This window comes from Streptomyces sp. NBC_00647 (genome assembly GCF_045207245.1).
GTDB lineage: Bacteria > Actinomycetota > Actinomycetes > Streptomycetales > Streptomycetaceae > Streptomyces.
Genome location: NZ_CP109040.1, coordinates 6,460,616 through 6,474,773, shown reverse-complemented (window position 1 = coordinate 6,474,773; position 14,158 = coordinate 6,460,616). Strand labels below are relative to the sequence as shown.

Sequence of the window (14,158 nt, the reverse complement as noted above, 5' to 3'; positions counted from 1 at the left end):
GGCCCCGGCGGTGACCGCGGCCGCTCGCCATGACCGCCGCTCGTCATGACCGCCGATCACGCGCTCGCCGCGATCACCACCAGGATCACGACCACCAGGACGAGCAGCGCCACCTTCAGCGCCGCGGGCCAGGGCTCACCCTGCGCCGGTGTCTGCGGCGGCGCGCCCTGCGCCGGCACCGCGGCGGGCCCGTTGAACACGTCGTGCCCGGTGAGCGCCGCCCGGGTGCACCAGGGGCACGCGGTCAGATGCGAGCCGAACGCGTGCAGCGGGCGGCCCGGACAGACCCGCACCAGCGCGCGCTCCTTGTCCAGGGCGCGCAGCCACGCCTCGGCCGGGGGCCGGGTGGCGGGGTCGTGCACGCCGGGGCCGAAGGCGGAGCGGGCCAGGGCGAGGAGTTCGGGCGGGAGCACGGAGGGGTCGATGGTGCCGCGCGGGATGACGACCCGCTCGGGGCGCACGACGTACGAGCAGCTGGCGGCGATGTTGTCCTTGACCGTCGACTCGGAGGCGCTGTCGTGCGGGACACCGCCGAAGGGGTGGTTGCCCGCGGTCAGCAGCTGGTAGACGAGGACCGCGAGGGCGAAGTCGTCGGTGGCGCGGGTGGCGGGGCCGCCGGCCTGCCGCTCGGGGGACGAGTAGTCGGTGGTGTGCATCAGGCAGGGGAAGAGCTCCCCGGTCACCGGGTCGTCGAAGGCGATGGAGTCGCAGTCGAGGAAGGTGACGAAGCCGTTGGCGTCGACGACGACGTTGCTGCTGGAGAAGTCGCCGATGACGAGGTTGTCGTAGTGCATGCGGGCGGTCATGAAGGCGAGGTTCCAGGCGACGCCGAGCAGAAAGCGCCAGTCCGCCCGGTCGGCGAAGAGCTTGAGGCGCTGGGCCCGGGTGAACAGGCCGATCAGCTGGACGTGCTGGGGTTCGCCGAAGCGGCGCATGGCGTAGCCGAGGAACTCGCCCTGGGAGCCGCGGGCGAGGGCGGTCGGCCAGGCCAGTTCGGGCGGCTGGGAGGCGTCGGTGGGGCGGGCCGCGAGCGGGGACATGGTCAGCATCCGCGTCAGCCGGCGCTCCTGCTCGGGGCCCGGGGGTTCGCGGTACAGCTTGACGACGATGCCGTCGTCGCCGACGACGGGGAAGACGGCCGCCTGGCCGCCGCCCTTGAGGGGCAGTTCGGCGAGGGTGACCGGCTTGCCGTCCAGGAACACGGTGAGGCCGCTCATGGGCGCGCCTTGAGCACGGCCCGCAGCAGGGTCTTGTCGTCGGCGTTGAGGGCGGTGAGCCGGTCCGACCGGAGCAGGGTCGCGAGGCCCTCGTGGGCGGCCTCGCTCACCGGACCGGGAACGTCGAGGGAGCGGAAGACGGCCTCCGCGAACGACGCGTTCGGGGACAGCGCGCCGCCTCCGGAACGGTTGAGCGCGGCCTGCGCCAGCCCGTCGGTGGACAGCAGCACCCCGTCGATCCCCTCGTCGGACACACAGTCGGTGTGCACCCAGCGGGCCGCGTCCGGCGACGTCAGGAAGACCGTCTCGTTGCTGTACTCGCTGGCCGCCGCCGGCTGCGGCAGCAGATGGAACTGCCGCTCGCCGTCCTCCGTACCGGCCCGCAGGACGACGAAGCCGTCGCCCACGGTCAGATGGCCGAGCCAGCCCCGTGCGAGCACGACCACGGTGAGCGTCGTCGCGAAATCCGCCGCGTCGGCACCCGTCCGGTCCAGGAACACCTTGCAGACGTCGTGGAAGGCGTCCTCCAGCAGCTCGTGCACGGCCTCACCGGGACGGCGGTCCGCCGCGGTGGCGGCCCGGCGCGCGAAGTGCTCGGCGGCCAGCTCGACCGCGAGGCGCGAGCCCTCCTCGGAGCGCGGTCTGCTGCCCGCGCCGTCCGCGACCGCGAGGACCGCCACGGACGCCGTCACCGCGTACGCGCAGGCGTCCTGGCAGGGCAGCCCCTGGCGGCGGTGCCGGTAGCCCTCGACACTCATGCCGTGGATCCGCCACGGCGTCTCCCGCTCGTCGACTCCGGTCATCAGTCAGGAATCCCATCCGGTCGTCGGTCACGATTCCCAGGCCGGGCGCTGCGTCTTGAACTGGCTGAAGATCTTCTCGAAGACCTCGTCGCCCGCGCCCTTCTGCTCGGCGTTGGCACTCGCGGACATCATCTGGAGCAGCTCCCGGAACGGGAATCCCTGCAGCCGGGCGTTGAACTTCGGCGCGAACGCCCGGAGCACCTGCTCGCCCCTGTCCGTGATCCCGCCGACGCCGATCGCGTACAGCCGGAAGCGGCGGGCCCGCTGCTCGTCCGCGAGCACCGGGATCAACCGGTGCCAGGTGTCGGTGAGATGGCCGGTGGCGTCGGTCGGCAGTCCGTCGGTGACCAGACAGATCTGCGGCCGGTAGTACTGGAGTCCGGAGGCGCGCAGCTCGGCCTTGCGGGCGGCGACGATGTGCATGGACAGTTCGAGGGCCTCGGTCATCAGGGTGACCCCGGCGGCGGCGAGCCGCGGCGGCTGGAACATGTGCGCGGGCACGAAGGGGCTCACCGGGGCGCGCGGGGCGAGGAGCTGGGGCCCGCGCCAGGCCGCTACGCCGTTGCCGCCGAAGGTGACCACGGCGACCTCGACGCTGTAGCTGAGGCTGACGTCGTCGTGCAGTTCCCGGGTCCACTCGGCGAGCGCGTTGTTGAGCGTCTGGATGGGCTGACCCGCCATGGAGCTCGAGATGTCGAGACAGAGCACGAGCGGCAGCCGCTGGGCGTTGTTCTCGAACTCGATGTCGGCGTACTCCGCCGGCAGGGTGGGCGGGTATTCGCTGTGCATGGGGATCTCTCCTGGTCTCAGGGCCGGCCGGCTTTGGCGTGCCGTCCGGTGGTCGGCGGAAACGCGTAGAGGACGTCGGAGTCCCGTTCCCGTGCGTCGGTGACGTCGACGAGTCCGCCGGGTGCGGGCGGCGGGCGTCCCGGCTCGGCCCACACGGCCCGGTACAGCACGTGGTCGACCTCGACATAGCCCTGCGGGTGCAGTTCGGTGCGGACGACGGCGGCCCTGACGGGTCCCGGTACGTTGCCGACCCGCCGTCCGTGACGCGGTGTCGGCGTGACCCTGAGACGGGTGGTGGCCTCGTCGGGCGCCCGGGTGCGCGGCGCCGCGACGGTCGGCACGGCGCCGACGCCCGGCGCGGCGAGCGCGCGCCGGGACAGGGTGCCGACGGCGTGGGAGGAACGGCGGATCAGGAAGAGGAGCAGCCCGAGGAGGAGGACGAGTACGGCGCAGAGGACGGCGAGCACCTGGGTGGCGGTGTCCCAGCCGGATTCGGCGACCGGGTCGGGGCCTGGTCCCGGGGCCGGGGTGACGGCCTTCTCGGTCTTCCCTTTCTGGTCGTCCTTGCCGGAGGAGGTGGTCCCGGTGGGACTCGGCGTGACGGATGGCGGGTCCTGGGAGCCGGAGACGGTGTACGTGTGCTGGTCGAGGTCGACGGCCAGGCTCGCGGTGATGAGGTCGCGGCCCTTCGGGGAACGGCCCTCGCGGAGCGGGGCGCAGGTGTCCTTGCCCTCCTTGGACACGCACGCTCCGATGCCGTCCAGCTCGGTCAGGGTTTCCGGCGCCAGCGGGTCGATGACGGCGCCCTTCGCGACGACCCTCGTCTTCGGGTCCGCCAGCATGAGGAGTGCAGTTCCGCCCTCTCCGGTCCGGACACCGGGCGGCACCTCGACCACGAGTGCCGAGCGCTGTGCCATCACGGTCCGCTCGGCGTCCTTGCGTTTCCCCGCATCACCGTCGAGCGGCAGTTCCCGGTCGAGGGTGACGTGAACCGTCCCCTTGCCGATCGACCGGGACCAGCACGTGAGCAGCTGGTCGAAGTGCACGCCGCACGTTTCGTCGGCCGCCGAGGCCGCCGCCGGAGCCAGTGCGACCAGCACTCCGGAAAACACGATCGAAGAAAGCCAACGCCGCATCGACAACCCCCCGTGGCCCAAAGCAGCACCCCCGCGGCCCTGAAAAGCACTTGCCCATAGTGGCGGAACCCGGCGCGCCTTTGTAAGGCTTTGAGTCACGCAACAGGCATATCTTCTACAACTCGAACACCTGATGGCAGCGGGTGAACATCTGTCTCGCCCGTTCCACCCAATCGCTGGCCAAAGCATCGAAATCCGTTTGCGTCATGCGACAGGTCAGGGGAAGGTCGCACACCCCTGCGAGACAAGGGCGCGGGCCCCGTACGTCCCACACGGACAGCATCGGGTTCAGTTGTTCGGTATTCCACGCGTTCGACGCGGCCGCGGCGACGGCGAGTTGGTCCCGGCGCAGATAATGCCCGTCGGTCGCGAAGGCGACCAGCAGTCTCTTGGTCGTCATGAAGCGCACGGTGACCATCCGCCCCGTTTCCTCCAGGTCGAATTGCATGGAGACGGAAACGGTGTCGGTCGCGGTGTGGTAATTCCGTCTGGTCACCCAGTTCTGCACCAACTGCCGCCAGTGCGTGCCGATTTCCAGAATCTCGTGGCCCCGGCCGGAAAGGGACTCAGACGTCGCCACGGCCCACCGCCTCGGCGACCATCGCGTCGGTCAGACCGGCGTCGAGCAGCGCCTGGGCGTGCGACAGCAGACAAGAGGGGACGGACACGCTGCTGCTCTCCTTGCGGCGCTTCATCAGGTCCCGGGTGCGCGCCTTGATGCTGTGGGCCACCGTGGGCGGCGGCCAGGCCGCCTGCCGGGGCTCCTGCTCCAGCAACCCGGCCAGGAGATCGTCCAGTTGAGGCCGCTCCTCGGGCCGCTTGGCCAGGCAGCGCGCGATCAGTTCCCGCATCGGCCCGGATATGCCGTCTAGTTCGGGTTCGGCGAGGACGACCCGGTAGCGCACGGCCTCTCCGCTGCCGTGCGGAGGGCGCCCGGTGAGGGCGTACACAAGGACCCCGCCGAGGGAGAAGACGTCGCTGGGCGGGCCCACCGCGGCTCCCTTGATCTGCTCGGGCGACATGAAGGGCGGGGTACCGACGACGACGCCGACCTGGGTGAGGCCGGGGGCGCCGTCGACGCGGGAGATCCCGAAGTCGATGACACGCGGCCCGTCGGAGGCGAGGAGCACGTTCGCCGGTTTGAGATCGCGGTGCACCACGCGGGCGGCGTGGATGGCCTGGAGCGCCTCGACCAGGCCGGCACCGAGCCGCCGTACCTGCGGCTCGGGCAGGGGCCCGTCGGTGTGGACCGCCTCGGCGAGCGAGGGGCCGGGCACGTACAGGGTGGCCAGCCAGGGCAGTTCGGCCTCGGTGTCGGCGTCGACGACGGCCGCGGTGTACGCGCCGCTGACCACCCGTGCAGCCGCGACCTCGCGCGCGAAGCGCTCCCGGAACTCGCCCTCCGCCGCGAGTTCGGGCCGCACCACCTTCACCGCGACCTCGCGCCCGGAGGGCGACCGGCCGAGATACACCCATCCCATGCCGCCGGAGCCGAGCCGCCCCACGATGCGGTAGGGACCGATCTTCATGGGGTCACTGACAGGCGTACGCACCCCGCCCACCTCATTTCGGGGTCCACTGCAGGATGTCAGGAGTGTCCCGCGAAATCCCCGCTTTTTCAGCCGTTCCGGCACGGGCAGGGGCGGAGGGGACGAAAAAGCCGGGGTCCCGCACAGATGTGCGCGGGACCCCGGCGGGGTGCTGTCACCGCGGCCGACCTCCGCAACGGTCGCAGGTCAGGGCAACACAGATCGGCCGCGGAGCCACAGGGGGCGTCAGCCCAGGCGCTGCACCAGCGCGCGGTACTCGTCCCACAGTTCCTTGGGCGTGTGCTCACCGAAGGTGTTGAGGTGCTCGGGGACCAGGGCGGCCTCCTCGCGCCAGACCTCCTTGTCGACCGTGAGCAGGAAGTCGAGGTCTGACTCGGCCAGTTCGAGACCGTCGGTGTCGAGGGACTCTCGGGTCGGCAGGACGCCGATCGGGGTCTCGACGCCCTCGGCCTTGCCGTCGAGGCGCTCGACGATCCACTTCAGGACGCGGCTGTTCTCGCCGAAGCCGGGCCACACGAACTTGCCCGCGTCGTTCTTGCGGAACCAGTTCACGTAGTAGATCTTCGGGAGCTTCGCCTGGTCCTTGTCCTTGGCGACGTCGACCCAGTGGCCCATGTAGTCGCCCATGTTGTAGCCGCAGAACGGCAGCATGGCGAAGGGGTCGCGACGCAGCTCGCCGACCTTGCCCTCGGCGGCGGCGGTCTTCTCGGAGGCCACGTTCGCGCCGAGGAAGACACCGTGGTTCCAGTCGAAGGACTCCGTCACCAGCGGCACGGCCGTGGCGCGGCGGCCACCGAAGAGGATCGCCGAGATCGGCACGCCCCTGGGGTCCTCCCACTCGGGCGCGATGATCGGGCACTGCGAGGCGGGCGTGGTGAAGCGGGCGTTGGGGTGCGCGGCGGGCGTGGCGGACTCCGGGGTCCAGTCGTTGCCCTTCCAGTCGGTCAGGTGTGCCGGAGTCTCCTCCGTCATGCCCTCCCACCAGATGTCGTTGTCGTCGGTGAGCGCGACGTTGGTGAAGACGGAGTTGCCCCACAGCGTCTTCATCGCGTTGGCGTTGGTGTGCTCACCGGTGCCGGGCGCGACGCCGAAGAAGCCGGCCTCGGGGTTGATCGCGTACAGCTGGCCGTCCTCGCCGAACCGCATCCAGGCGATGTCGTCACCGATCGTCTCGACCGTCCAGCCGGAGATCGTGGGCTCCAGCATCGCGAGGTTCGTCTTGCCGCAGGCGCTCGGGAAGGCGGCGGCGACGTACTTCGACTCGCCCTGCGGCGGCGTCAGTTTGAGGATCAGCATGTGCTCGGCGAGCCAGCCCTCGTCGCGCGCCATCACGGAGGCGATGCGCAGGGCGTAGCACTTCTTGCCGAGGAGCGCGTTGCCGCCGTAGCCGGAGCCGTACGACCAGATCTCGCGGGTCTCCGGGAAGTGCGAGATGTACTTCGTGGAGTTGCACGGCCACGGCACGTCCGCCTCGCCCTCGGCCAGCGGCGCTCCGAGCGTGTGCACTGCACGCACGAAGAAGCCGTCGTTGCCGAGCTCGTCCAGGACGGGCTGTCCCATGCGGGTCATGGTGCGCATCGACACGGCGACGTAGGCGGAGTCGGTGATCTCGACGCCGATCGCGGAGAGGTCCGAGCCGAGCGGGCCCATGCAGAACGGGACGACGTACATCGTCCGGCCCTTCATCGAGCCGCGGAACACGCCGCCCTCGCCGCCCTGGCCCTGGAAGATCTCCCGCATCTCGGCGGGGGCCTTCCAGTGGTTGGTCGGGCCCGCGTCCTCTTCCTTCTCGGAGCAGATGAACGTCCGGTCCTCGACCCGCGCGACATCGGTCGGGTCGGAAGCGGCGTAGTACGAGTTGGGGCGCTTGATCGGGTCGAGCTTCTTGAAGGTGCCCTTGCGGACGAGCTCCTCGCTCAGGCGCTCGTACTCGGCCTCGGATCCGTCACACCAGACCACGCTGTCCGGCTGGGTCAGTTCGGCGATCTCGTTGACCCACGAGATCAGTTCCTTGTGGTTGGTCGGGACGGGAGCCGCGATGTCGCGCGCCACGATTGCTCCTAAATGAGGGTTTTTGTTTTGGTGCCCCGTGGGGGCTGCGACCCGGATGCTTCACGGTGATGGAACCCCTGGCGCTCATCCGGTGCCGACCGCACTCATTTGATGATCCGACTGAGCCGCGCATATGTCCAGAGGGCCTCACACCTGAGCGGAGTGAGCATCGCCACTTGCCGGGAGGTTTCCCCCCGCTCGCTCCGGGTTCACCGCCGGTACCCCGCGACGTCCGGCCACCCGCGTGAGACCATGGCCACTATTGCGGCGTGCTTACGCGGGACTGACACGTAACTTACGGTTCCGTAGGTACGATGCGGCCCATGACTGCGTCCGTCCCCGACGCGCCCACGGACACGCCGGCCGCCGGCCACGCGTCTGTCGCGCACTCCTTGTCGGAAGAGATCAAGCCCAAGCTCCGCGGCTGGCTGCACCTCGGCATGTTCCCGGCCGTCCTCGTCTCCGGACTGATCCTCACCGCGCTGGCGACCTCGACCCGCGGTCGCATCGCCTGCGGAATCTTCGCCCTGACGGCCTGCCTCCTGTTCGGAGTGAGCGCCCTCTACCACCGCGGCAACTGGAGCCCGCGGATGGACGGCGTCCTGCGCAGACTCGACCACGCGAACATCTTCCTGATCATCGCGGGCACCTACACGCCGCTGACCATGCTGCTGCTGCCCGAGGCCAAGGGGCAGTGGCTCCTGTGGAGCATCTGGGCCGCCGCGGCGGCGGGCATCATCTTCCGGGTGTTCTGGGTCGGTGCCCCGCGCTGGCTCTACACGCCCTGCTACATCGCGATGGGCTGGGCGGCCGTCTTCTTCCTCCCCGACTTCATGCGGACGGGGGGCATCGCCGTCCTCGTCCTGGTGATCGTCGGCGGCCTGCTCTACAGCGCGGGTGGAGTGATCTACGGAATCAAGCGCCCCAACCCGTCACCGCGCTGGTTCGGATTCCACGAGGTCTTCCACTCCCTCACTCTCGCGGCGTTCATCGTGCACTACGTCGGCATCTCGCTGGTGGCCTACCAGCACGGCTGACCCTCCCCTCCCCTTCCTTCTTCCAGTGGCCGCGGCTCCCAAGCCGCGGCCACTGTGCGTTTCCGGCACGGCGACGAACCGTCCGCCACGAACTGAAAGTCCCACTGGATTGACAGCATCCATCTTTTGAGAGTTACTCTCAATTCATGGAGACTTCCGCGCACGACGACGCCGTTCGGCACGACCCTCCCCCACTCCCGACTTCGTTCGAGCGGGGGCACCCCCAGCGCTGGTGGGCCCTCGGGGCGCTGGTCGCGAGCATGCTCGTCCTCGGCTTCGACATGACGATCCTCAACGTGGCGCTGCCGACGATGGCCCGGGACCTGGGCGCGTCCACCGGGGAGCAGCAGTGGATGGCGGACGCGTACGTCGTCGTCTTCGCCGCCCTGATGCTCCCGGCGGGCCTGCTCGGCGACCGCTTCGGCCGGCGCCGCATGCTCATCACCGGCCTCGGGGTCTTCCTCGCCGGCTCCCTGGTCGGCGCCCTCGTCGACGACGTCACCTGGGTGATCGCCGCCCGCGCTCTGATGGGTGTCGGCGGCGCGCTGGTGATGCCGCTCGCGCTGGCCGTCCTGCCCTCGCTGTTCGGACCCGACGAGCGCACCAAGGCGGTCGGAGCCGTCTCCGCCGCCTCGGCGCTCGGTCTGCCGCTCGGCCCGATCATCGGCGGCTGGCTGCTGGACCACTTCTGGTGGGGCTCGGTCTTCCTGGTCAACGTGCCGATGGCCGCCATCGGCGTCATCGCCTGCGCCTTCCTGCTCCCCGAGACCCGCGACCCCGCCTCGCCCAAGGTCGACGCCGTCTCCACCGCGCTCACCGCGGTCGGCCTCAGCGTCCTGATCTACGCCATCATCGAGGCCCCGACCCGCGGCTGGGGCGACCCGCTCGTCCTCGGCTGCTTCGCCGCCTCCGTCGCCCTGATCGCGCTGCTCGTCCTCCGCGAACGCCGCAGCCCCCGCCCGATGCTGGATCTCTCCCTGCTCGCCCAGCGCGGCTTCCTGCTCAACACCCTCGCCGCGACGCTCGTCATGTTCGTCCTGTCCGGCCTGATGTTCGTGCTGCCGCAGTACCTCCAGGCGGTCCTCGGACACGACGCGCTCGCGACCGGCGTGCGGATGCTGCCGATGATGGGCGGACTGCTGATCGCCTCCAGGGGCGCTCAGCCGCTGCTCGCCCGGTTCGGGGCGCGCGCGGTGATCAGCGCCGGTCTCGTCGTCCTCTCCTTCGCCGCGTTCCTCGGCAGCCGCACGACCGTCGACGACGGGTACGGCGTCACCGCCCTGTGGCTGTCCGTCGCCGGGCTCGGCTTCGGCTTCGCCGTGGTGCCCGCGATGTCCGCCGCCCTCGGCGCGCTCCCCCGCGACCGGGCCGGCAGCGGCTCCGGACTGCTGATGACGGTCCGCCAGGTGGGCAGCGCGATCGGCATCGCCCTGCTCGGCTCCCTGCTGGCGGGCACCTACGCCGACCGCCTCGACACCTCCGCGCTGCCCCGCGCCGCCGCGGACGTCGCCGCCGACTCGGTGGTCGGCGCCCAGGTGGTCGCCGACCGGCTCGGCGACCCCACCCTCGCCGCCTCCGCGAACGCCGCCTACATCCACGGCATGGACCTGGTCCTGCTGGTCAGCGGGATCGCGGCCCTGGTCACCGCCCTGCTGGCGGCGGCCCTGCTGCCCAACCCCCGGCAGTCCGCCCCCGGACCGGAGGTGGACACCGACATGGCCCCGGCCCCGGCGGATGCCGGACAATGAGGACCATGGCCGCCACCGCACAGAGTTCCACTCCCGCCACGGAGCCCCAGCCCGGGCTCCGCGAGCGGAAGAAGATCAAGACCCGCATCGCGATCCGCGAGGCGACGTACCGGCTGATCGGGGAGCAGGGGTACGACGCGACGACGATCGAGCAGATCGCGGAGGCGGCCGAGGTCTCCCCGTCCACGGTGTTCCGCTACTTCCCGACCAAGGAGGACATCGTCCTCACGGACGAGTACGACCCGCTCCTGGAACAGGAACTGCGGGAGCGCCCCGCGGACGAGCCGTGGTTCGACTCCCTGCGCCATGTGCTCAGCAAGGCCATCGGCCTCAACGACTCCGAGGACCCGGAGGTCAGCCGGCTCCGGACACGGCTGATGGTCGAGGTCCCCGCGGTGCGTTCCCGGATGATGGAGAGCGCGTCCGTCACCGGGCGGCTGCTGAGCCGGGCCATCGGGGAGCGCGTCGGCCGGGACCCGGACAGCCTGGAGGTCCGCGTGTTCGCGATGTCCCTGATCGGGGGGCTGATGGAGACCTCCCTGTACTGGGCCGACCACGGCCACCAGGACGACTTCGCCGACCTCGTCGAGCGCGCCGTGAACGTCCTGGAGCACGGCCTCCCGCCGGGAAACCCGGAGGCCCGGGGCGCATCCCGCATGACATCCTGACCACGTGAACGGACCGGAGATCCACATCGAATTCGCCCCCGAACTGGGGCTGTTCGTCCCGCACGCCCGCCGCGCGGGAGTCACCCCCGTCGGCACCGACGGCTCCTCCACCCTCGGTCATGTCGTCGAGTCGCTCGGCGTTCCGCTGACCGAGGTCGGCACGCTGGTCGTGGACGGACGCGACGTGCCCTTCTCGCACATCCCGGCCGCGGGCGAGTCCGTGCGGGTCCGCCCGGTCGAACGCCCGCAGCGGGTCCCCGGCGCACCCCTGCGCTTCCTCCTCGACGTCCATCTCGGCACCCTCGCCCGCCGTATGCGCCTCCTCGGCGTCGACACGGCGTACGAGTCCACCGACATCGGAGACCCGGCCCTCGCCGCCCGCTCGGCGGCCGAGCGGCGCGTGCTGCTCAGCCGCGACCGCGGACTGCTGCGACGCCGTGAACTGTGGGCGGGCGGCTTCGTCTACAGCACCCGCCCCGACGACCAACTCCGGGACGTACTGGGCCGGTTCGCACCCGAACTGAAGCCCTGGACGCGCTGCACCGCGTGCAACGGCCTGCTCGAGAAGGCCACCAAGCAGCAGGTCGCGGACCAACTGGAGAGCGGCACCGAGCGGTCGTACGACGTCTTCGCCCAGTGCGCGGAGTGCGGGCGCGCCTACTGGAAGGGCGCGCACCACGACCGGCTGGAAACAGTCGTGGAGCGCGCCCTCGCGGAGTTCGGGACCTGACGGACCGTCGGCCGGAGTCATCCCCGGCCCACAGCCCGGACTCCGGACCTACCGCTTGATCAGATCCTTCTTTCCGCAGGCCAGTCCGTCCTTGCTGGGATCGAGTCCGAGCGGATCGTCCTTTCCGTTGATCCGCAGCCGCCCGTAGTCGTTCTTCTTCAGCCACGCGCAGCGTGAGACCGTCGTCTTCTTCACTCCGTCCGGGAAGACCGTCGGCACACAGACGTTGATCGTGCCGTAGTGGCGGTCGCAGCCCGAGATGGTCGTGGACACCTTCTGGGAGGTCCGCTTCCTTCCCGGCTCCGTGACGGTGCCCTCCAGGGAGTCGGCGAACGAGTGGACATGCGCCGAGGCGGTGTCCCCGGCGAGCGCGGACGGCCCCTGGAGATGCACCCACTTGGCCACCGAGGGAACGCCGTTGGCGTCGACCGCGAAGAGCATGTACCAGCCGGGCGGCGCCATGTTGGGGTTGCTCGTCACATTGAGGTCGACGTTGTTGCCGTCCACGCTCAGCGGCAGGTCCACGAACCGCTGATTGGGGTCGGACGAGTGCGTCACCGCGGCGGGCCGGATCAACTCCGCCTTCACGATGGGCCGGTCGACGGTGATGCGCTGCGTGTCCCCGTACACCCACTCGTTGTCGATCACCGAAGTGATCGTCGGGCGGGTGCCCTTGAGGAGGTACGGCGGGGTGTAGATGGACACGTTGTGGTTCCAGGTTCCGTTGCCCGGATTGTCACCGGTGGCCATCACCCGGCCGTCGGGCAGCAGGAACGCGGAGGAGTGGTAGCCACGCGCCTGCGGGTCGGCGGTCACCGGGTCGAACGTCGAGGTCGCGGGGTCGAAGATCGACGCCTCGTAGACGGGATCGGCGCGGTTGTGCAGTCCGCCACCCGTCTCCAGGACCTTGCCGTCGGGCAGCAGGACGGCGGAGACGTACATCTTCCCCTGGGCGCCGGTCTGCGCCACCTTGCCGTTGCCGAGGTCCACCGTGCCCTGCGGGATCTGCGGGCCCACCGTGTACGCCGGGCTGGCGGCCTTGAGGTCGATGATGTCGGTGAGCCGGTTCGCGGCCGGGTTCGAGTCGATGTTGCCGCCGCCGAGGGTCAGGACCTTCTGGTCCTGCGCGGGAGGCAGCAGCACGCTCGCCGACTGGTCGCGTTCGTCCTTGTTCTGCAGACCGGGGACCGCGGTCGTGGTGTTGGCGTCGTAGTCGTAGATCGCCGAGCCGGTGCCCGGGGTGCCGTCGCCGAAGACATGGCTGCCCGAGTAGAAGAGCCGGCCGTCCTGCATCAGGATCATCGACGGGTACAGGCCCCAGAACGACCACGTCTGGTTGACCTGCCACAGCGGCAGCCACTGCTGCTGGGCGTTCGACCACCGCTCGGCGGTCACCGAACCCGAGGAGTCCTCGCGCAGACCGCCGAACGAGATGATGTCACCGTTGCCCAGCTCGGTGGCCGACGGATACCAGTGGCCGTCGTTCAGGTCGTTCGTCCTGCTGTACGTCTCGGTGACCGGGTCGAAGATGTACGAGTCCTTGTACCCCTCGTACCCGTGCCCGCCCGCCACCGGGAAGGCCTTGTTGCCGCTCATCACCAGCACCCGCCCGTCGGCGAGCTGGACGTGCCCGGCACAGAACATGTCCTTGGGCGTGGGGATCACCTTGTACGAGCCGGTCGCCGGGTTGTAGACCGCCGACGTGAACGTGCCCGCGTCGAAGTTCTCCTCGCTGTTCCCGGAACCCGCGATCAGCAGCACCTTGCCGTTGTTGAGGACGACGGAGTGCATGGAGCGCACCGGGTTCTGCGTGGGCAGGACCGTCCACTTCCCGTTCGCGCACTCCTCGGCCGTTCCCGTACAGGTGGCCGGCGGCACGGGGTCGGAGACCTGCTCCATCGTGTAGTCGTCGGTCGTCGCGGAGCCCGTGCCGTACACGGACACACCCCAGGTGATGCGGTCGGTGCCCGCCGGGACGGCCGGAGTGCGCACCGTCGCCTGCGTCCAGGCCGCCGCCATGTCCAGGGTCTTGAGGTCGGTCCAGTACTGCCAGCCCGCCGTGGTGTCGTGCCGGAAGAGCGTGATCGCCGCGTCGGGCGTCGTCGTCTTGTAGTAGAGCCCGAGGTCGTACTGCTTGCCCACGGTGACCACCGGCGCGCACGCGGCGGACTCGGTGATCAGCGCCTTGCGGTCGCCGTCGACCCGGCGGGTCAGCGTCACCTTCATGGCCTTGGAGCCGGAATGGGCGTCGGTCACGGTCGCGAAGCTGAAGTCGTTGTCGCCCCAGCCGGACTTCTCCCAGCAGGACGGCATGCCGTCCGTGCCGGCGGTCTCGAAGCCCGGGTTCGTGATCAGGTTGACGGCGGACGCGGGCTGCGGTGACACGAGCAGCAGCCCGGCGGCCAGGCCCGTCACGGCCAGCAGGGCG

The 14,158-nt window shown here is 70.3% G+C and carries 12 protein-coding genes; 4 read left to right on the top strand and 8 right to left on the bottom strand.

Annotated features, from left to right (window positions below; translation table 11 throughout):
* Nucleotides 1–56 precede the first annotated feature (56 nt).
* The 7 genes from OG788_RS28580 to OG788_RS28550 all read right to left on the bottom strand — a co-directional run bounded on the left by OG788_RS28580 (nt 57) and on the right by OG788_RS28550 (nt 7,547).
* Nucleotides 57–1,217 carry a hypothetical protein gene (locus OG788_RS28580; RefSeq protein ID WP_406374311.1) on the bottom strand — a complete coding sequence of 387 codons (1,161 nt, stop codon included), beginning with the start codon at nt 1,215–1,217 and terminating at the stop codon, nt 57–59.
* Nucleotides 1,214–2,020 (bottom strand): PP2C family serine/threonine-protein phosphatase, encoded by an 807-nt coding sequence (locus OG788_RS28575; RefSeq protein ID WP_356750409.1) that lies wholly within the window; start codon nt 2,018–2,020, stop codon nt 1,214–1,216. The genes OG788_RS28580 and OG788_RS28575 overlap by 4 nt, the downstream gene beginning before the upstream one ends.
* A gap of 27 nt (nt 2,021–2,047) precedes the next feature.
* A complete protein-coding gene (locus OG788_RS28570; RefSeq protein ID WP_351541205.1) occupies nt 2,048–2,809 on the bottom strand; it encodes a hypothetical protein in 762 nt (253 codons plus the stop codon).
* Between the two features lie 17 nt (nt 2,810–2,826).
* Nucleotides 2,827–3,921: a hypothetical protein gene (locus OG788_RS28565; RefSeq protein ID WP_406374310.1), complete on the bottom strand. Its 1,095-nt coding sequence runs from the start codon at nt 3,919–3,921 to the stop codon at nt 2,827–2,829.
* A 139-nt stretch (nt 3,922–4,060) separates the two neighbouring features.
* Nucleotides 4,061–4,525: a hypothetical protein gene (locus OG788_RS28560; RefSeq protein WP_351541211.1), complete on the bottom strand. Its 465-nt coding sequence runs from the start codon at nt 4,523–4,525 to the stop codon at nt 4,061–4,063.
* The gene (locus OG788_RS28555) at nt 4,512–5,474 is read right to left on the bottom strand and encodes a serine/threonine-protein kinase (RefSeq protein ID WP_351541214.1); all 963 of its coding nucleotides are present in this window, start codon (nt 5,472–5,474) and stop codon (nt 4,512–4,514) included. The genes OG788_RS28560 and OG788_RS28555 overlap by 14 nt, the downstream gene beginning before the upstream one ends.
* Before the next feature lie 246 nt (nt 5,475–5,720).
* Complete coding sequence (locus OG788_RS28550) at nt 5,721–7,547, bottom strand: phosphoenolpyruvate carboxykinase (GTP) (RefSeq protein ID WP_406374309.1); 1,827 nt, start codon at nt 7,545–7,547, stop codon at nt 5,721–5,723.
* Nucleotides 7,548–7,870: 323 nt separating this feature from the next.
* Between OG788_RS28550 and OG788_RS28545 the strand changes: the two genes are divergently transcribed.
* From OG788_RS28545 to OG788_RS28530, 4 genes are all read left to right on the top strand, one after another.
* Entirely contained in the window at nt 7,871–8,584 is a 714-nt protein-coding gene (locus OG788_RS28545) for a hemolysin III family protein (RefSeq protein WP_406374308.1), read from the top strand.
* 146 nt (nt 8,585–8,730) lie between these two features.
* On the top strand, nt 8,731–10,332 hold the full coding sequence (locus tag OG788_RS28540; protein ID WP_406374307.1) for an MFS transporter: 1,602 nt from the start codon (nt 8,731–8,733) through the stop codon (nt 10,330–10,332).
* Entirely contained in the window at nt 10,329–11,000 is a 672-nt protein-coding gene (locus OG788_RS28535) for a TetR/AcrR family transcriptional regulator (RefSeq protein ID WP_406374306.1), read from the top strand. Before OG788_RS28540 ends, OG788_RS28535 begins: the two co-directional genes overlap by 4 nt.
* A 4-nt stretch (nt 11,001–11,004) precedes the next feature.
* Nucleotides 11,005–11,730, top strand: a complete 726-nt coding sequence (locus OG788_RS28530; protein WP_351541226.1) for a Mut7-C RNAse domain-containing protein — start codon at nt 11,005–11,007, stop codon at nt 11,728–11,730.
* A gap of 48 nt (nt 11,731–11,778) precedes the next feature.
* Here the strand turns inward: OG788_RS28530 and OG788_RS28525 are convergent, their stop codons facing one another.
* Complete coding sequence (locus OG788_RS28525; protein WP_406376873.1) at nt 11,779–14,043, bottom strand: galactose oxidase-like domain-containing protein; 2,265 nt, start codon at nt 14,041–14,043, stop codon at nt 11,779–11,781.
* Nucleotides 14,044–14,158 lie beyond the last annotated feature (115 nt).